The sequence below is a fragment of the Agromyces molybdatiresistens genome (genome assembly GCF_052748445.2).
Window position 1 is genome coordinate 2,448,923 of sequence record NZ_CM188258.1, and the last position, 18,585, is coordinate 2,467,507.

14 protein-coding genes and 1 other RNA gene are annotated in these 18,585 nt (G+C 71.8%); 8 read left to right on the top strand and 7 right to left on the bottom strand.

All coding sequences use genetic code 11. The features are described 5' to 3' along the window. Positions 1–68: 68 nt before the first annotated feature. Positions 69–437, bottom strand: a transfer-messenger RNA (tmRNA) gene (gene ssrA, locus ACULK2_RS11280). Between the two features lie 226 nt (positions 438–663). On the opposite strand from ssrA, the gene ACULK2_RS11285 reads away from it, so the two are divergent. From ACULK2_RS11285 to ACULK2_RS11295, 3 genes are all read left to right on the top strand, one after another. Then, positions 664–2,859 carry a glycoside hydrolase domain-containing protein gene (locus ACULK2_RS11285; protein WP_445967333.1) on the top strand — a complete coding sequence of 732 codons (2,196 nt, stop codon included), beginning with the start codon at positions 664–666 and terminating at the stop codon, positions 2,857–2,859. Between the two features lie 72 nt (positions 2,860–2,931). Then, the gene (locus ACULK2_RS11290) at positions 2,932–4,221 is read left to right on the top strand and encodes a glycosyltransferase (RefSeq protein ID WP_445967334.1); all 1,290 of its coding nucleotides are present in this window, start codon (positions 2,932–2,934) and stop codon (positions 4,219–4,221) included. A gap of 108 nt (positions 4,222–4,329) precedes the next feature. After that, positions 4,330–4,992, top strand: coding sequence for an SIMPL domain-containing protein (locus ACULK2_RS11295; protein ID WP_445967335.1), 663 nt, complete (start codon positions 4,330–4,332; stop codon positions 4,990–4,992). A gap of 65 nt (positions 4,993–5,057) precedes the next feature. Here ACULK2_RS11295 and ACULK2_RS11300 read toward each other — a convergent pair whose 3' ends face one another. The 6 genes from ACULK2_RS11300 to prfB all read right to left on the bottom strand — a co-directional run bounded on the left by ACULK2_RS11300 (position 5,058) and on the right by prfB (position 10,704). After that, positions 5,058–5,795 carry a tyrosine-protein phosphatase gene (locus ACULK2_RS11300; protein WP_445967336.1) on the bottom strand — a complete coding sequence of 246 codons (738 nt, stop codon included), beginning with the start codon at positions 5,793–5,795 and terminating at the stop codon, positions 5,058–5,060. An 88-nt stretch (positions 5,796–5,883) separates the two neighbouring features. Then, positions 5,884–6,360 carry an SsrA-binding protein SmpB gene (gene smpB, locus ACULK2_RS11305; protein WP_445967337.1) on the bottom strand — a complete coding sequence of 159 codons (477 nt, stop codon included), beginning with the start codon at positions 6,358–6,360 and terminating at the stop codon, positions 5,884–5,886. A gap of 117 nt (positions 6,361–6,477) precedes the next feature. Continuing rightward, the gene (gene ftsX, locus ACULK2_RS11310; protein ID WP_445967338.1) at positions 6,478–7,389 is read right to left on the bottom strand and encodes a permease-like cell division protein FtsX; all 912 of its coding nucleotides are present in this window, start codon (positions 7,387–7,389) and stop codon (positions 6,478–6,480) included. Continuing rightward, a complete protein-coding gene (ftsE, locus tag ACULK2_RS11315; RefSeq protein ID WP_445967339.1) occupies positions 7,386–8,912 on the bottom strand; it encodes a cell division ATP-binding protein FtsE in 1,527 nt (508 codons plus the stop codon). The genes ftsX and ftsE overlap by 4 nt, the downstream gene beginning before the upstream one ends. Before the next feature lie 63 nt (positions 8,913–8,975). Continuing rightward, positions 8,976–9,500, bottom strand: coding sequence for a flavodoxin domain-containing protein (locus ACULK2_RS11320; protein ID WP_445967340.1), 525 nt, complete (start codon positions 9,498–9,500; stop codon positions 8,976–8,978). 97 nt (positions 9,501–9,597) lie between these two features. Beyond that, the gene (prfB, locus tag ACULK2_RS11325) at positions 9,598–10,704 is read right to left on the bottom strand and encodes a peptide chain release factor 2 (protein WP_445967341.1); all 1,107 of its coding nucleotides are present in this window, start codon (positions 10,702–10,704) and stop codon (positions 9,598–9,600) included. Between the two features lie 128 nt (positions 10,705–10,832). On the opposite strand from prfB, the gene ACULK2_RS11330 reads away from it, so the two are divergent. From ACULK2_RS11330 to ACULK2_RS11350, 5 genes are all read left to right on the top strand, one after another. Then, a complete protein-coding gene (locus ACULK2_RS11330; RefSeq protein WP_445967342.1) occupies positions 10,833–11,756 on the top strand; it encodes a prenyltransferase/squalene oxidase repeat-containing protein in 924 nt (307 codons plus the stop codon). A 10-nt stretch (positions 11,757–11,766) separates the two neighbouring features. Beyond that, complete coding sequence (locus ACULK2_RS11335; protein WP_445967343.1) at positions 11,767–13,092, top strand: MFS transporter; 1,326 nt, start codon at positions 11,767–11,769, stop codon at positions 13,090–13,092. Between the two features lie 97 nt (positions 13,093–13,189). Beyond that, on the top strand, positions 13,190–14,476 hold the full coding sequence (locus ACULK2_RS11340; protein ID WP_445967344.1) for an FAD-dependent monooxygenase: 1,287 nt from the start codon (positions 13,190–13,192) through the stop codon (positions 14,474–14,476). Continuing rightward, positions 14,473–15,258: a TIGR01458 family HAD-type hydrolase gene (locus ACULK2_RS11345; RefSeq protein WP_445967345.1), complete on the top strand. Its 786-nt coding sequence runs from the start codon at positions 14,473–14,475 to the stop codon at positions 15,256–15,258. Before ACULK2_RS11340 ends, ACULK2_RS11345 begins: the two co-directional genes overlap by 4 nt. A gap of 146 nt (positions 15,259–15,404) precedes the next feature. Next, entirely contained in the window at positions 15,405–18,503 is a 3,099-nt protein-coding gene (locus ACULK2_RS11350) for a M14 family metallopeptidase (RefSeq protein WP_445967346.1), read from the top strand. Positions 18,504–18,585 lie beyond the last annotated feature (82 nt).

Sequence of the window (18,585 nt, forward strand, 5' to 3'; positions counted from 1 at the left end):
GCATGACGAAGGCCGCCCTCGAGAGGGCGGCCTTCGTGGCTTCCGGCACAGCGTGCGATGACGACCGGTGGTGGAGATGGGGGGAATTGAACCCCCGTCCATCGCTGGGATTCCACGGTTTCTCCGGGCGCATCCTGTGAAGCGTTCTACTCGGCCCCGACCCTTGCCACAGGCAGCCAGGTCGACAGGCCCAGCCTGAAGAAAGTCCCGTACGACGCTCAGGCGACGTCGTACAGCGAGTTCCCTGAATGACGCCAGCGACCGGGGCGGGAACGAACCCGGACTGACGGACTATCGGACTCGCTTAGGCAGCGAGGGCGTAGTCGTTCTGCGACTTATTGGCAGTTATTGTTTCGCAGGGAGCGTTCACGAGATAACCCTGCATCCTCGGCCCGCTTCACGCGGTCTCGCAGGCGATGTCGAAACCGATCATCCCCATGAGACGCGCCCCGACGGTCGTCGGGTCGCGGGTCGTCATCGCACGCTGTGGAGTTGCCAAGTCCGCGATCCGGAAGGGTGCGCGGCCCTACAGGATACAACAGGACCACCCATCCCGGCATTCCGGATGTCGCGGCGGAATCGTTCATGTGACTGTAACCCGCGGGGCGCCGTCAGCCCGTAGCGTCCCCGCATGGGACGTTCCGAGACCAGCGCGGGAGCCGCATGATCGCGCGGGTCGATCCGTTCATCGGCACCGAGGCCGTCGACCTTCCCCCGCAGACGGGGCTGGCCGCGACGTGGTGGTGGCCGAAGCCGCAGGTCGGCAACACGCATCCGGGAGCGACCTATCCGCTCGGGATGGTCTCCGCGTGCGCGTACTCCGGCGCGTACCCGACCGGGTACGGACGGTACGACCTGGCGACCGAGGGCGTGCCGCCGATGATCCACGAGGGCGGCGTGGCATCCGGCTTCACGCACTTCCAGCAGTCGGGCACGGGCGCCATCCGCAAGTACTACAACTACTTCCGCGTGACGCCCATGCTCGAGCCGCTCGACGTGCTCGGCCGCACGTGGGAGCTCCTCGAGGAGGCCGCGGAACCCGGATACTACGCCGCGACACTGGATTCCGGCATCCGCGCCGAACTCACGGTCGGACCGAAGTCGGCCGTGCACCGCTACACGTTCCCGAAGAACCAGAACGCGCGGATCGTCATCGACTTCTCGCTCGGCGGCCTGTCGATCCCCCACGGCGAGACGATCCCACTGCGCGCGAAGCTCGAGCAGGTCGCGCCGGGCGTCGCGCAGGGCGAGATCGTCGTCGAGGGCGCCCCGCTCGCGGTCTACATCGAGTGCGACGCGCACACCTGGCGTCAGATGCTCTGGTACGACCGTCGGCTGATGCCGGGCGGCACGCGCCTCGCGTTCGATCACATCCGCCCGACGACCCTGCGCCCGTTCGGGCTCATGTGGGCTGGCCCCAGCGAGCCCGGCCAGAGCATCGAGGTGCGCATCGGGTTCTCGCTGCGCGGCGTCGAGCAGGCGCGCGCGAACCTCCGGGCCGACGAGGGCACCGGAGCGACGCGATTCCCGCACCGCCGCGACCGCACCAAGAAGGCGTGGCGCAGGCACCTCAAGGCGATCACCGTCGACACCCCGTCGACCGAGCGGCAGACAGTGTTCTCGACCGCGCTCTACCACTCCCTCATCAAGCCGTGCCTCGCCCCGGAGGAGAGCCCGTTCTGGCCGACCGAGGGCCCGTTCGTCTTCGACCTCTGCACGATGTGGGACATCTACCGCACGCAACTGCCGCTGATCACGACGCTCTTCCCCGATCGCGCGGTCGAGCTCGCGAACGCGCTCCTCACGATCTGCGAGGAGGAGGGCAACTTCCCGATCGGGTACCGGATGGCACGGGGCAGCGACCGGTTCTCGCGGCAGGGCAGTGCGCTGGCCCAGACGTTCCTCGCCGACCTCTGCCAGCTCGGGCTGCCGGGGATCGACTGGGAGTGGGCGCTCGTGCACATGCACGCCGACCTCCGCCGGACCTACGGCGAGGACTTCCTGCTCCGCGGCGTCGCCCACCCGATCAGCCACACGCTCGACCTCGCCTACGGCTACTGGTGCACCGCGAAGGTCGCGGCCCGCGTCGGCGACCGCGCCCTGGTGGAGGAGTTCACCGCCCTCGCCGTGCGCTGGGTCAACGCGTTCGACGAGCGGACCGGGCTCCTGCACGACTCCACGTTCTACGAGGGCAGCCGCTACAACTACTCGTTCCGGCTGCTGCACGACATGCGCCGGCGCATCGAACTCTCCGGCGGCGACGACGGCTTCGTCGGCGCGCTCGACGCGTTCTTCGGGTACGGCGCAGAGCCGGTGCGGCAGCCGGGCGTCGCGCCCGGGCTCGAGGAGCTCGCGACGGGTTACGCGCTCGGCCGCTTCGAGGGGCTGAACAACGAGCCCGACATGGAGGCGCCCTGGGCGTACCACTACGCCGGTCGCCCGGACCGGACGGCCGAGATCGTGCATGCGGCGGTGCACCAGCAGTTCGGCACGGGTCGCGGCGGCCTCCCCGGCAACGACGACTCGGGCGGCATCAGCTCCTGGTACGTGTGGGCGAGCCTCGGCCTGTTCCCCGTCGCCGGGCAGAACCTCTTCCTCGTCAACGCCCCGGCGTTCGCCGAGTCCGAGCTGCGCGTCGGCGGCGACGCCTTCCGCATCGGGACCACCGGGTTCGTCGAGCCGCACCGCGACGGCCCCGTGCAGTACGTGCAATCGGCCGAGCTCAACGGCGACCCGCTCGAGCGCACCTGGCTCAAGGGCGACGAGCTCCATCGCGGGGGCGACCTGCTGCTGCGACTCGGTCCCGAGCCGAGCGGCTGGGGGCGGGTGTCGCGCCCGCCGTCTTCCCCGGAACGTTGAGCCCGAGCCATCCGACCACCGGACCTGCCCGATCGGGCGCGGATCCCGCGCCCCACCAGGAGAGGAGGAGCCATGAACGCTCCGCCACGCAACCGCCTCGTCATCGTCAACCGCGCCGATCCGGTGATCTGCGGGCATTCCGTCGAGGGCCGGAACCTCGCCGAGGCCGCCCTCCAGCGCGGTTTCGACGAGGTGCGCATCGTGACCTGGCCCATCGACCGGCTCGAGGCCGCGGGGCTGCCGCTGAAGCCGCTGGATCGGATGCTGCCGTACAGTCCCGGCATCATCGTGGAACGCCCCGAACCCGTCGGCGACTACAAGGTGCCCGACGGTCGCCACCTCGCGGGCATCACCGGCCGGCTCGTCGAGCTCTTCACCGACGGCGTGCCCACCGTGTGCCTGTCGCTCTACCTCAGCCCGCACACCGTCGCCGTGACCGACGCCGTGCGTGCGGCGTGGAGCACCGGCCTCCCGGTGAACGTCACGACGATCGCCGAGGCCGTCGGGTCGGATGTCACGAACGTCGTGCGGTCGTGCGTCGACGAGGGCCGGTTCGGTGCCGCGGCGCACATCCTCTCGAGCTACCTCGCGCAGGACCACTGCGTCGCGGTGTCGGTGTACACGCGCGACCTCATCATCTCCGCGGCGTCCGAGATCGACGCGTTCCACGGCACCCGCTTCGCGGAGCAGTGCCGCGACCGCATCAGCATCTCGTATCCGGCGATCGACACGTCGCAGTACCTCGACCTCGACCCGGCGATCGTGCGCGGCGTGCTCGCCGCGCGCGGGCTCGAGCCCGACGGGTACGTGCTGTTCCTGTCACGGCTGACCGAGGCGAAGGGCGTCGACGACCTCATCGCGGGGTTCGAGCGGACCTCGGCGAACGAGCACCTGAAGCTCGTGATCGTCGGGCGCGGCCCGGCCGCCGAGAAGTTCCGCGCCCGCGCGGCCGCGTCGCCCGTGGCCGACCGGATCGCGTTCCTCGACGATGTCGACGACGCGGAGAAGCCGTACCTCATGGCCGGGTGCGCGACCTACGTGCTGCCGAGCAAGCCGCGGCCCGAGTTCGTCGAGACCTTCGGCATCGCGCTCGCCGAGCAGATGCTCGCGGGCGGCGGCACGGTGATCACGACCGACACGGGCGGCATCGGCGAGGCCGTGGGCGAGCACGCGATCATCGTCCCCGTCGACGACCCCGACGCCATCGCCGTCGCGATCGACCGAGCGCTCGCGCTGCCGCCCGAGGAACGAGCGCTGCGCGCCGAACGCGCACGCGCCTACGCGCTGCAGTTCGACCGCGGTGCGGTGTTCGAGCGCCTGTTCGACGGGGCGGGGGTGCTGCCGGCGGGCGCGATCGCCTGACGGGCTCGCACCTCCGGCGGTGTCGGCGCCCGCACGTATGCTGAGGTCGGCCGCCCTGCGCGGCCGACCTCAGCCGCGCCGCGCGGCCGCAGCCTCCGGGAGGACCGCATGCCGACCACGATCGCCGTCACCGGGCGCGCCGAGGAGCGCGTCGAACCCGAGCTCGGGGCCGTGTCCCTCGCCGTCGCGTCGAACGGCGCCGACCGCGACCGCGTGCTCGCCACCGTAGGCGGGGCGCACGAGCGCCTGCTCGGCGAGATCCGCGAGCTCGACGCCGCAGGCGCGCTCGAGTCGTGGTCGGCGGGCCAGTTGCGGGTCTGGTCGCACCGCCCGTGGAACGCCGAGGGCCGGCAGCTGCCCCTCGTCCACGAGGCATCCGCCGACCTCGAGGTCGTCTTCCGCGACCTCGACGCCCTCGGCGGTTGGGTCGGCCCGATCTCGTCGGCGTCCGACGTCACGGTGCAGGGCGTCGACTGGCGGCTGACGGATGCCACGCGCTCGCGCGTCCAGGAGGCGGCGCAGCGCGCGGCCGTCGCCGACGCGGTGCGGAAGGCGGCGGTCTACGCCGAGGCGCTCGGGCTCGGCACGCCGGCTCCCGTCGAGCTCGCCGACCACGGCATGCTCCAGGCGCAGCCGATCCCCCGGGCGCACAAGGCCGTCGCGATGCGCGCCATGGCGATGGATGCCTCGGGCGGCGCGCCCGCACCCGAGTTCGCGCCCGCGAAGCTCGTGGTCGAGGCATCCGTCGACGCCCGGTTCACCGCCGGCTGAGCCGGCGGACGCACGGTCGGTCGAGTGCACCGACGTCCGGTCGCGTCCGGGTCAGTCGCGCGCGATCAGTCGCGCGCGATCAGCCACGCCTCCAGCGCCTCGAGCTCACCGCGATCGAGTCCCGACGCGAGGAGGTACTCCCGCACCGTCCCGTGGCGACGCTCGACCTCGTCGAGCGCCGACTCGAGCGCCTCGCGCGGGCTTCCGCCCATGAGCACGCGCAGTTCCGGGGTGTCGGGCACGCCGTACGTGCCGATGAGCGCCACCATCTCCTCGAGCCACTCGCCGGCGAGGTGCCCCTCGGTGAGCGCGTAGTCGACGATCACGGCCTCGCGGTCGACGCCGGCTGCGAGCAGCGCGAGCGCCACGACGATGCCCGTGCGGTCCTTGCCCGCGGTGCAGTGCACGACGACCGCGCGGTCGCCGGCGGTCGCGATCTCGCGCACCGCTTCGACGACGACGGCCGAGTGCGTCGTGACGATGCGGTGGTAGAGCGACTCCAGCGAGATGCCCCGCCCGCCCTGCGACGCGCCCGAGCCCTCGAAGACCGGCAGCCGCAGCACCTCGACGTCGAGCCCGACGAGATCATCGGGCATGGCGCGCGCCTCGTTCTCGTCGCGGAGGTCGACGATCACGCCGACCTCGAGGCGGCGGAGCGCGTCGCGGCCGTCGTCGCCGAGTCGGTGCAGCCCGTCGGAGCGGTACAGGCGTCCGTGGCGGACGGTGCCGCTGCGGGCGGGCAGCCCGCCGACATCGCGGAAGTTGTACGTTCCCGGGACCGGGATGCGCGTCGAGATCTCCACGGGCGGAGCCTACCTCGCCTCGCTGGGACCGGGTCTGCGACGACGGCGTCGCGTCGGAGCAGCGCTCCGCGAGATCGCGGGCTGCGCCCTACTCCCCCAGGTGCCGGTGGCTGGCCATGGCGCGGTCGGCCTCGCGCTTGTCCTGCCGCTCGCGGAGCGCCTGGCGCTTGTCGTACTCGCGCTTGCCCTTCGCGACCGCGAGCTCGACCTTGGCCCGGCCGTCCTTGAAGTACAGCGACAGCGGGATGAGCGTGTAACCGCCCTCCTTGGTCTTGTGGCTGATCTTCACGATCTCCTGCTTGTGCATCAGGAGCTTGCGCTTGCGGCGCGGCGAGTGGTTGTTCCAGGTGCCCTCGGTGTACTCGGGGATGTGCACCGCGTCGAGCCAGATCTCGCCGCCGTCGATGAACGCGTAGCCGTCGACGAGCGACGCCCGGCCCTGCCGGAGCGACTTCACCTCGGTCCCCGAGAGCACGATGCCGGCCTCGTAGGTGTCCTCGATCAGGTAGTCGTGGCGCGCCTTGCGGTTGGTCGCCACGACCTTCTCACCGCGTTCCCTGGGCACGGTACGACTCCTCGCTTCGATGACGGATGCCGCCGGCGATCGCCGGCAAGCCATTCAGTCTAGCGGCGGTCGAGGCATCCGTCGCCCGGAGCCCGGAACCGGCGCCGCACTCCCGGCTCAGACCCGCAGGTAGCGCCGGATGGCGATCGCCGCCGACGCAGCGGCGAGGAGCACCCCGACGGCGACGAGCAGCGGCACGACGAGCAGCGCGTCGTCGAGTCCGACGAATGTGAACGACAGCGACTCGGAGAGGTAGCCCTGCACGAAGAAGTACACGATCGCGACCACCGCACCGCCCGCGAGGAGCGAGCCGAGCAGCCCGGCGAAGATCCCCTCGAGCACGAACGGCGTCTGGATGAACCGGTTCGACGCGCCGACGAGCCGCATGATGCCGAGCTCCTTGCGCCGCGAGAACGCCGACAGCCGGATCGTCGTGGCGATGAGCAGGGCGGCAGCGACGAGCATGATCGCGGCGACGGCGATCGCCGTGTAGCTCGCGGCGTTCAGCACGTCGAAGATCTGGTCCAGGTACCGGCGTTGGTCGACGACCTGCTCGACGCCGGACATGCCGGCGAGGCTCTCGACGAGCACGGCGGACTGCCCCGGGTCGGTGAGGTTCACCCAGTAGGTCTCGTTGAGCACGTCGGGCGTGACGTAGTCGGCCGCGGGCGTGCCGGCGAACTGCTCCTGGAAGTTCGCGTAGGCCTGCTCGCGGTCCTCGAAGTAGTACTCGTCGATGAACGGCGCGAGGGTGTCGCCGCGCAGCTGCGCCTCGACGGCCTCCTTCTGCTCGGGCGTCGCCTCGCCGTCGATGCAGCCCTCCGTCGTCGAGACGGCGGTGCAGAGGTAGACGGCGACCTGCGCGCGGTCGTACCAGTAGCCGCGCATCTGCGCGATCTGGAGTTGGAGCAGCGCCGCCGTGCCGACGAACGTGAGCGAGACGAACGTCACCAGCACGACCGAGATGACCATGGTGGCGTTGCGGCGGAGGCCGTTCGCCGCCTCCGAGAGCACGAGACCGAACCTCACTTGACCGGCCCCACTTCCTGGTCGTCGTCGCCCGCGCGCGGGCCGGCGGGGCTCCGGAGGCCGAGGCGCTCCGCGAGCGTGAGGTGCGCGGACTTCGCGCTCGTCGGCGCGGCGGGCCGTCCGGGTGGGCCCTCGCGGCCCTCCTCGCCACCGCCCTCGCCATCGCCGGTCGCAGCGGATCCGTCGCCGACCGCGCGCCCGGACGTGAGCGGCTCGACCGGCATCGTCGCTGCCGCGGTGATCTCGGCGGCCTCGTCGGTGACGGCGTCGCGCTCCTCGGGTTCGACGTAGAGCGGCGGGGCGTCCTCCATCACCTTGCGCGTGACCTTGGGAGCGGCGACGCCGACGGTCCCGGTGTCCATCGGCGTGCCGGTGGATGCCTCGGCGGCGGCTTCCTCCTCGGCCGCCTTCGCCGCGGCGGCCTTCCCCTGGGCGGCTTTCGAGGGGCGCTTCGTGCGCGCCGGCGCTCGCTTCGGCTTCGGGGGTGCCGTCTCGGCGACGGATGCCGCGGCATCCGTCGCCTCGGACGACCCGACGCCGACCGATGCCGGGTGCTCGTCGGCGTGCGCGGCCTCCTCGGCGCGGATCGATGCGACGAGTGCGTCGGCACCGCCGGCGTCGTCGGAGCCGTCAGCGGGACGTGCCGCACCGGCCGCGGCTGCACCGGCCGCGGCCCCGGCGGCGGCCGCCGGAACGGCCGCGTGGGCGGCCTCGACGCCGACCGCGTCCCGGCCGGACTCGGCGCCGACCGCGGCGAGCGCCGCCGCCGCGCGGTCGGACGGCACGGCGCCCTCGGCGGGGATGGCGCCGACCACGGACGTGGCGGGTGCGAGGTCGCCGCCGACCGCGTAGCCCGCGCTGCGCTCGTCGCGCACGACCTCACCCGCGCTCAGCTCGATCACGCGACGCTGCATCTGGTCGACGATGCCGGCCTCGTGCGTGGCCATGACGACGGTCGTGCCGCTCGCATTGATGCGCTCGAGGAGCGTCATGATGCCCGCGCTCGTCACCGGGTCGAGGTTGCCGGTCGGCTCGTCCGCGAGGAGGATCTGCGGCTTGTTCACGATCGCGCGTGCGATCGCGACGCGCTGCTGCTCGCCTCCGGAGAGCTCATGCGGCATCCGCTTGCCCTTGCCGTCGAGGCCGACGAGCTTCAGCGTCTCGGGCACCGCCGACTGCACGAACCCGCGCGACTTGCCGATGACCCGGAGCGCGAACGCGACGTTCTCGAACACGTTCTTGTTGGGCAGCAGCCGGAAGTCCTGGAACACGACGCCGAGATTCCGGCGGAAGTAGGGGACCTTGCGCGTGGAGATCGAGCGGAGGTCCTGGCCGAGCACGTGGATGCGCCCGGAGGTCGGCCGGTCCTCCTTGAGGATCAGCCGGAGGAAGCTGGACTTGCCCGACCCCGACGCGCCCACGAGGAAGACGAACTCGCCGCGAAGGATCTCGACCGTGATGCCGTCGAGGGCGGGTCGGGTCTGCCCGGGGTAGGACTTGGTGACGGAGTCGAAGCGGATCATCGCGTTCGAGCGTAGGCGCTGCCCGTGGGAATCGGGGCAGCGACACCGGAAAACGCGGCGCGCTCAGGACGGCATCGCGGCGAGTTCGGACGCGACCTGTCGCGCCCACTCGTCGACGGCCCCCCAGTCGCGGAAGTCGCCCTCCGGCAGGAGGTCGTTGTCGGGCATCCAGCTCACCATCCGGTCCGGGCCCCGCAGCTCCTCCTTGTGCAGCGCGCCGTAGAACACCATGTCGCCGCGCGGACGGATGAGCTCCGCGAACTCCTCGAACTCCTTCGGCCGCGCCTCGACGAGCATGTCCTTGCCCTCCTTGTCGACCCGCTCGGTGCCGAGCGGCCCGCTGGAGAAGAGCCAGACGGGGCGCGAGGCGAGCAGCTCGTGGTTGCGCCGAACGAACTTCCTCGCCTCCTTGCGCCACTTGCCGAGGTAGGCGGCGCTGCCGATGACGAACGCGTCGAACCCCTCCGGGTACTCCACGTCGTCGCAGCGCTCGATGTCGACCTCGTGGCCGGCGTCGCGCAGGCGATCGGCGATCCGGTCGGCGATCCCCCGCGTCGCGCCGTACTTGCTCGAGTACGCGACCAGCACGCGCATGATCCTCACACCCCCTCGGGACCCCGCGGTCCCACACCGGGGAGGGTAGGCCGTGCGGCTCGGCGCGGCCGGTGCCGAAGGTCCCGGCGGGTCAGTCGTGCTTCTGCTTGCGCCAGCGGATGCCGGCCGCGATGAGGCCGTCGAGGTCGCCGTCGAACACGGTGGCCGGGTTGCCGACCTCGTAGCCCGTGCGGAGGTCCTTCACGAGCTGCTGGCCGTAGAGGAAGTAGGAGCGCATCTGGTCGCCCCAGCTCGCGGTGATGGTCCCGGCGAGTTCCTTCTTCTTGGCCGCCTCCTCCTCGCGCTTGAGCAGCAGGAGCCGGGTCTGCAGGACCCGCATGGCGGCAGCGCGGTTCTGGATCTGCGACTTCTCGTTCTGCATCGAGACGACGATGCCGGTCGGGATGTGCGTGAGGCGCACGGCCGAGTCGGTCGTGTTGACCGACTGCCCGCCCGGGCCCGACGAGCGGAACACGTCGACGCGGATGTCGTTCTCGGGGATGTCGACCTCCTGCGCCTCCTCCATCACCGGGATGACCTCGACGGCGGCGAAGCTCGTCTGGCGCTTGTCGGCCGAGCCGAACGGGCTGATCCGGGCGAGGCGGTGCGTGCCGGCCTCGACCGACAGCGTGCCGTAGGCGTAGGGCACGTCGATCTCGAACGTGGCCGACTTGATGCCGGCGCCCTCCGCATAGGAGGTGTCCATGACCTTGACCGGGTACTTGTGGCGCTCCGCCCAGCGCAGGTACATGCGCATGAGCATCTCGGCGAAGTCGGTGGCGTCGTCGCCGCCGGCGCCCGAGCGGATGGTGACGACCGCACCGCGCGCGTCGTACTCGCCGTCGAGGAGGGTCTGCACCTCGAGCTGGCTGACGGTCTGCTCGAGGGCGGCGAGCTCCTTGCGGGCCTCGACGGCGGAGTCCTCGTCCTCCATCTCGTTCGCGAGTTCGACGAGCACCTCGAGGTCGTCGATGCGACGCTCGACCTCGGTCACGCGCTTGAGTTCGGACTGCCGGTGGCTGAGCGCGCTCGTGACCTTCTGCGCGTTGGCGGGGTCGTCCCAGAGGGATGGCGCGCCGGCCTCCTCGGAGAGCCGCACGATGTCGGCCTGGAGGGCGTCGACGTCGACGACGGCGCGGATGTCGCGGAAGGTGGTTCGCAGGGAGGCGATCTCCTGCGTGAGATCAAGATCCAACATGGCTCGACCAGCCTAGTGGCCCCGCCCGGGAGGGGCCTGCGCGCGGATCGAGGGCGACCCTTCCCGCCACGGTCGGCGTGCGGCAGACTCGACGCGTTCGCGAGCGGGCCGGGAGCGAGGTGCGCGAGATGGATGTCGCGGAGTGGCTGCTCGATGCCGACCCGTCGATCCGGTGGCAGGCGATGCGCGACCTGACGGATGCCCCGGCCGAGGCCGTCGCAGCCGAGCGCGCCCGGGTCGCCCGTGAGGGCTGGGGCGCGCGGCTCCTCGCGCTCCAGGCCGAGGACGGGCAGTGGGGCGGAGGGACCTATTCTCCGAAGTGGGTCTCGACGACGTACACGCTGCTCCTCCTCCGCCTGCTCGGGCTGGACCCCGAGTCCCCCGAGTCGATCGCGGCGATCGCGCGGGTCCGCGAGCGCGTGACCTGGGAGGGCCGTGGCGGGAAGCCCTTCTTCGGCGGTGAGCGCGAGACCTGCGTCAACAGCATGGTGCTCGTGCTCGGCGCCTACTTCGGCGAGCGCGGTGAGGCCGTCGACCGCCTCCTCGAGTGGCTGCTCGGGGAGCAACTCGGGGACGGCGGGTGGAACTGCCGGGCGCCGGCGCACTCGCACTCGTCGTCGTTCAACACGACGATCATGGCGCTCGAGGCGCTGCTCGAGGTCGAGCGGTCGATCGGCCCCGACCCGGCGATCGCCGCGGCCCGCGCGCGCGGCGAGGAGGTCCTGCTCGAGCGCCGGTTGTTCCGGTCGCTCCGGACGGGCGAGGTGATCCGCGTCCCGTGGACCCGCTTCTCCTTCCCGCCGCAGTGGCACTACGACGTGCTGCGCGCGCTCGAGTACCTCCGGTCGACCGGCGCACCGTTCGACGACCGCTGCGGCGAGGCGATCGAGCTCGTGCGCCTCCGTCGCCGCGCCGACGGGCGGTGGCCGCTGCAGAACACGCACCCGGGCCTGCGGCACTTCGAGATGGAGGACGGCGACGGCAGGCCGAGCCGATGGAACACGCTCCGCGCCCTCAGGGTGCTGCACTGGGCGGAGGGCGGCCGAGCGTAGCATCGAGTCGATGACCGACACCGCCCCCTCCTTCTCGTGGCGGTCGATCGTCCTCCCGGCGTACCTTCCGACCCTCCTCTTCTCGCTCGGCGAGGGCGCGCTGATCCCCGTCATCCCGGTCGTCGCCGTCGACCGTGGTGCCTCGTTGGCGCTCGCGGGCCTCATCGCGGCGATGCTCATGGTCGGCCAGCTCGTCGGCGACCTGCCGGCCGGATGGCTCGTCGCCCGCGTCGGCGAACGCCCGGCGATGATCGGCGCGTCGGCCCTCGCCGCGGCGGGCACCCTGCTCGCGCTGCTCGTGCCGACCACATGGGCGCTGGCGGTCGGCGTGTTCCTGCTCGGGCTCGCGACGGCGGTGTTCGGGCTCGCCAGGCACGCCTTCCTCACGAGCTACGTGCCGGCGCGCGTGCGCGCCCGCGCCCTGTCCACGCTGGCGGGCCTGTTCCGCGGCGGCTGGGCCATCGGCCCGTTCGCGGCGGCCGCGATCATCGCGTGGACGGGGTCGGCGACGGCCGTGTTCTGGGTCCTCGTCGCGTCCTGCGCCGCGGTCGTCGCGGTGCTGCTCGTCCTCCCCGAGCCCGAGCGCGTGTTCGGGGCCGCGGTGCGGGCGCGGGCGGCATCCGTCGCCGGCGGCGCCGACGCGGCGACCGAGGCGCAGGGCCGAGCGGATGCCGCCGGCGGCATCCGTCACGCCGTCGTCACGTACCGCGGGGTCCTGGCACGGATCGGCACGGGCGTGGGCCTGCTCGCCGCGCTCCGGGCGAGCCGGATCGTGATCCTGCCGCTCTGGGCGGTGTCGCTCGGCGTTCCGCCCGATGCCGCGGCGCTCGTCATCGGCATCGCGGCGACGATCGACTTCGCGCTGTTCTACGTGAGCGGCCACGTGATGGACCGGCATGGTCGGCTGTGGAGCGCCATCCCCGGCCTCGTCGGGCTCGCGATCGGGCACCTCGTGCTGTCCGTCACGCACGAGCTGCCTGGCGCCGTCGCGTGGTTCACGGGCGTCGCGATGCTGCTCGGCGTCGCGAACGGGCTCTCGTCGGGAGTGATCCTGACCCTGGGCGCCGACCTCGCGCCCGCGTCGAACCCGGCCCCGTTCCTCGGCGCCTTCCGGACGATCGCCGATGCGGGGGGCGCTGCGGCACCGCTCGCGATCTCGGCGATCACGTCGGCCCTGTCGCTCATGGCTGCCGCAGCGGCGATGGGCGTGCTCGGCCTCGTGGGCGCGGGCATGCTGTGGCGCTGGATCCCCCGGTACGTGCCGCGCGCGCCGAGGCATCCGTCGCCCGAACCGCCCGAGCCCGACGCCGCCTGGACGCCGACGGCCGACACGTGACCTCCGGCGGCGGGCCGGACGACCCGGAACGCCGCCCGAGGCGGGAGTAGCGTCGAGCACGACGGCGGATGGGCGGCCCCCGCCGGGACGGAGCGCGATGCGGGCGACGGTGATCGGCGCGGGGATGGCCGGACTCGTGTGCGCCCGGCAGCTGGCGCTCGCCGGCTGGCAGGTCGACGTGCTCGAGCGCGCGGAGGGGCCTCGGCCGGACGGCTACATGATGGACTTCTTCGGCCCGGGCTTCGACGCGTCCGACCGGATGGGGCTGCTCCCCCGGCTCCGCGAGGTCGCCTACTCGGTCGACGCGGTGGAGTACGTCGACGCCGAGTCGGGCCGTCGGACGGCGGGCATCGACTACGCGCAGTTCGCGAAGGCCGTCGGCGGGCGACTGCTCAGCCTCATGCGCCCCGACCTCGAGCTCGCGCTGCTCGACGCGCTCGGCGATGCCCCGGAGGGGGCGGTCCGCGTCCACTACGGCGTGCGGTATCCCGCGCCGAGCGCGGTCTCGACCGTCTCCACGGTCTCGGCGCCGACGCGGGCCTCGACGGAGTCGACGGAGTCGACGGAGTCCGGCGCGGAGGACCTCGACCCGTGGCTCGCGGGCGCCGACCTCGTGATCGGCGCCGACGGCGTGCACTCGGGCGTGCGCGCGGCGCTGTTCGGCCCCGAGTCCAGGTTCGTGCGACCGCTCGGGATGCGTGCGGCGGCGTACGTCGTCGACGGGGCGCCCGACCTGCACGCCGAGTTCGACGGGCGGTTCGTGCTCACCGACACCGTCGACCGCCAGGCGGGGATCTACAGCCTTCGCGACGGGCGGGTCGCGGCGTTCCTCGTCTACCGCGAGGCGGCGCAGTCCCCGAGGGCGTCCGCACCCGCGACCGTCGCGGCCGAGATTGCGGGCGAGGATGCGCCGACCCGGCTTCGCCGGGTGTTCGGCGGGCTGTGGCATCCGATCGATCGACTGCTCGAGCTGTGCCCGCCCGACCCCTACGACGACGTGGTCGCCCAGGTCGTGCTGCCCGAGTGGCATCGCGGCGCGACGGTGCTCGCGGGCGACGCGTGCCAGGCCGTGTCGCTCCTCGCGGGGCAGGGCGCGTCGATGGCGATCGCGGGCGCCGAGCTGCTCGCCGATCTCGTCGGGCCGTGCCGCGACGCGGCGTCGACCGAGCGTGCTCTGGCCGAGTACGAGCGCCGCTGGCGGCCGGTGGTCGAGGAGAAGCAGGCCGCGGGCCGCCGCGCGGCGGACACCTTCCTCCCGCCCGACCGGTTCCGGCTGCTGATGCGACGCTGGGCCCTGCGGGCCTCGGCATTGCCCGTGATCGACCGGCTCGTGATGCGCTCGATCGCGGGCGGCACCGGGCTGAAGGGCGGAGGGGGCGTGTGAGCCTCCGCGGCGTGCTGCTCGACCTCGACGGCGTGTTCTACGTCGGCGACGCACCGGTGCCGGGCGGCGCCGAGACCGTCGCGTGGCTCGTCGAGGCGGGCATCCCGCACCGGTTCGTGACGAACACGACCTCGCGCCCGCGGCGGGACATCGTCGCGAAGCTCGGCGGGATGGGCATCGCCGCCGAGGTCGGCGACGTCCTCACGCCGGTCGTCGCGGCATCGGCCTGGCTCGAGGCGGAGGGATGCCGCCATCCGGCGCTCTTCGTGCCGGAGGCGACGGCCGCCGAGTTCTCGGAGCTCGGCGTCATCGCGGCCGAACCGGGCGCGCCGGTCGACGCCGTCGTCGTGGGCGACCTCGGCGACGGATGGGACTTCGCCACGCTGAACCGGGCGTTCCGCCTGCTCATGGAGGACGACGGCATCCCGCTGATCGCACTCGGGCTCACGCGCTACTGGCGTGCGGAGGACGGCCTGCGCATCGATGTCGGCGCGTTCGTGCGCGGGCTCGAGTACGCCTCGGGCCGCGAGGCCGTGGTGCTCGGCAAGCCGGCGGCGGCCTTCTACCGTGCCGCCGTCGACGCGCTCGCCGATTCGCCCGACGAGGTCGTCATGGTCGGCGACGACCTCCGATCGGACGTCGAGGGCGCGCAACGCGCGGGACTCGCGGGCGTCCTCGTGCGCACCGGCAAGTTCGATCCGTCCGATCTCGACGGGGACGTCACGCCCGATGCCGTGCTCGACTCCGTCGCCGACCTGCCCGGATGGTGGCGGGGTCGATGATTTCGGATCGGTTCTTGACAACGCCTCGTCGACGGGAGAACAGTGTCGGCTAGGGTCCGCACAGCGCCAGAAGCGTGGCGAGCTTGGGACGCACAACGTCGTCGTCACCAATCCCCTCTGGCCGGAGCCGGACCGGAGGGGTCGTCATGACTGGAAACCGTTCCACCCGAAACCGGATCGCCCTCGGAACCGCCGCCGCGGCCCTCGCCGCGGCCATGCTGAGTCCCATGGGCGCGAACGCCGCCGAGGACGACGTCGGCTCGCTCGACATGTACACCGCCGAGGTCAGCGCCGAGCAGGCGGCCGATATCGCCGCGTCCGGGCTCGACATCGCCGGAAGCCATGCCTCAGCGCGCGGTCTGCAGATGGATCTCATCCTCAGCGAGGCCGAGGCCGACGCGCTCTCCGAGCGCGACATCGACGTGAAGGTGAAGAAGGGCAAGAACGGCAAGTCCGCCAAGCAGATGGCGGAGGAGCAGGCCGCCTCCGGCTACAACGTCTGGCGCTCGTACGACGAGCCGGGCGGCATCCGCGACGAGATGTACCAGCTCGCGAAGGACAACCCGCAGCTCGTCAAGCTCGTGAAGCTCGGCGAGACCTACCAGGGCCGCGAGATCATCGCGCTGAAGCTCACCCAGGGTGCGAAGGGCCAGAAGGACGGCTCACGACCCGCGGTGCTCTACAGTTCGACGCAGCATGCACGCGAGTGGATCTCGACCGAGACGAACCGGCGGCTGCTGAACTGGTACATCGACGAGTGGAAGTCCGACGACAAGGAGGTCAAGGACCTCCTCAAGACCACCGAACTCTGGTTCCTCGTCGTGGCGAACCCCGACGGATACCAGTACACGTTCGACGCCGAGCGGCTGTGGCGGAAGAACCTGCGCGACAACGACGGCAACGGCGAGGTCAACCGCGGCGACGGCGTCGACCCGAACCGCAACTACGAGGAGCACTTCGGCTACGACGAGGAGGGATCGTCGTCGCAGACCGCGAGCGAGACCTACCGCGGCCCGTCACCGGCATCCGAGCCCGAGACGCAGGCGATGATGTCGCTCTTCGACCGCGCGAAGCCGGAGTTCCAGGTGAACTGGCACTCCTTCGGCGAGTGGCTGCTGTACCCGGAGGGCTGGCAGATCGGCACGCCCAGCGCCGACGACCCGATCTACTACGCGTTGTCGGGCAACCTCGACAACCCGTCGATCGACGGCTTCGAGCCGGGTCTGTCCTCCGACGTCCTCTACGTGACGAACGGCGAGACGACCGACTTCGCGCACTCCGCGCACGGCACGCTCGCGTGGACGCCCGAGCTGAGCGACGGCGGCAGCGGGGGCGGCTTCGTCTTCCCCGATGACGAGGCGCTCGTGCAGGCGGAGTTCGAGCGGATCCTGCCGTTCTCGACCGATGTCGCGAAGTCGGCGGCCGACCCGGCGAACCCGGTGTCGCACCTCGGCCTCGAGACCGAGCCGTTCTACCTGCAGAGCGACGACGACTACAAGGTCGGACTTCCGCAGGCGAACTTCACCTTCGAGTACTCCTACGGCGACCCGCAGGAGGTGCGCGTCCTCGCGAAGCGCAGCCTCGGCGACGTCACGCTGAAGTACTCGATCGACGGCGGCGCCGCGCAGAGCGCGACGACCGAGGAGTGGGACGGGGGCGACCGCTACGGCGGGAACACCGACGTCTACTACCGCGTGATGAGCGGTGTCGTCACGGGCACCGATCCCGGTGACGAGGTCGAGGTCTGGTTCGAGGGCGGCGGTGAGACGAGCGACTCGTTCACGTACGAGGCCGTCTCGGAGTCCGGCGCCGACGTGCTCGTGCTCGCGGCCGAGGATTACACCGGCGCATCGCCGGGCCAGGCGGGCGGTCCGAACCACCTCGCGTACTACACGGACGCGCTCGACGCGAACGGCGCGACCTACGACGTCTACGACGTCGACGCCATGGGCCGGACCGCGGCGGACGCGCTCGGCGTGCTCTCGCACTACGACGCGGTCGTCTGGTACACGGGTGACGACATCGTCACGCGTGAGGCGGGTTGGGGCGGCGGCAACGCCTCGCGTCTCGCGATGGACGAGCTCCTGAACGTCCGCGACTTCATGAACGAGGGCGGGCAGGTGCTCTACACGGGCGACTGGGCCGGCAGCCAGTACACGCCGAACCTCGGCACGCAGTTCTTCGACCCGACGTCGGCGAACGCCGAGTGCCGCGCCGATCCGGCCGTGCTGGCCCGCTGCAAGGCGCTGTTCGGTTCGGGCGACGCGACGAACGACGTCCTGCAGTACTGGCTCGGCGCCTACGTGGCGGTCGACTCGGCCGGCCTGGACGACCAGGGCGACGTGCTCGACGCGCTCGGCGTGGATGTGCCGCTCGAGGGCCTCAGCTGGGGCTTCAACGGCGCCGACAGCGCGCAGAACCAGGTGCACACCAACTCGTTCATCACGACGAGCGGCGTGCTGCCGGTGGCGGACTACCCGCAGTTCGAGAGCTGGGTCTCGGCCCGCTGGGACCGTGCCGGCGGACCGTTCGAACCGCACACGGGCGACTACTACGTGTACTCCCAGCTCGGTGACGTCTCGTACAAGCAGCTCATGCGCACCATCGACGTTCCGGCCGGCGGCGCCACGCTGTCGTTCTGGACGTCGTACGACACCGAAGCCCACTGGGACTTCACGTTCGTCGAGGCGCACACCCCGGGCGAGGATGACTGGACGACGCTGCCCGACGCCAACGGGCACACGTCGCAGGGCACCGGTGACAGCTGCCTCTCCGGCTGGAACGAGCTGCACCCGCAGGTCGACCATTACCAGACGCCCGGCTCCTGCGAGCCGACCGGGTCGAGCGGCGTCTGGAACGCGGCATCCGGCAACTCCGGCGGATGGCAGCAGTGGGAGGTCGACCTCAGCCCGTGGGCCGGCGGCCAGGTCGAGGTCGCGCTGTCGTACGCCAGCGACTGGGCCACGCAGGGCCTCGGCGTCTTCTTCGACGACATCGAGGTGTCGACGGGCGAAGGCTCGACCTCGTTCGAGGCCGACCTCGGCGGCTGGGAGATCACCGGCCCGCCCGAGGGCAGCGCACCCAACCCGAACAACTTCATCCGCACCACGGCGGGCGGGTTCCCGGAGGCCGCGGTCGTGGCCACGCCGGGCTCGCTCTACGCGGGCTTCGGGTTCGAGGGCATCACGGATGCCGCGACCCGCGCCGACTGGATGGAGCGCGCGCTGGACCACCTGCTGGACTGACGCACCGTTCGGAACCTCCGACCGGATCGGCCGGCGACCTCCGGGTCGCCGGCCGTTCCGCGTGCCTGCGCTCATCGGCTCG

Coding starts and splice junctions, on each gene's coding strand:
- ACULK2_RS11285 (WP_445967333.1), top strand. CDS start 664: ATGATCGCGCGGGTCGATCCGTTCATCGGCACCGAGGCCGTCGACCTT.
- ACULK2_RS11330 (WP_445967342.1), top strand. CDS start 10,833: ATGGATGTCGCGGAGTGGCTGCTCGATGCCGACCCGTCGATCCGGTGG.
- ACULK2_RS11295 (WP_445967335.1), top strand. CDS start 4,330: ATGCCGACCACGATCGCCGTCACCGGGCGCGCCGAGGAGCGCGTCGAA.
- ACULK2_RS11290 (WP_445967334.1), top strand. CDS start 2,932: ATGAACGCTCCGCCACGCAACCGCCTCGTCATCGTCAACCGCGCCGAT.
- ACULK2_RS11340 (WP_445967344.1), top strand. CDS start 13,190: ATGCGGGCGACGGTGATCGGCGCGGGGATGGCCGGACTCGTGTGCGCC.
- ACULK2_RS11335 (WP_445967343.1), top strand. CDS start 11,767: ATGACCGACACCGCCCCCTCCTTCTCGTGGCGGTCGATCGTCCTCCCG.
- ftsE (WP_445967339.1), bottom strand. CDS start 8,912: ATGATCCGCTTCGACTCCGTCACCAAGTCCTACCCCGGGCAGACCCGA.
- prfB (WP_445967341.1), bottom strand. CDS start 10,704: ATGTTGGATCTTGATCTCACGCAGGAGATCGCCTCCCTGCGAACCACC.
- ACULK2_RS11350 (WP_445967346.1), top strand. CDS start 15,405: ATGACTGGAAACCGTTCCACCCGAAACCGGATCGCCCTCGGAACCGCC.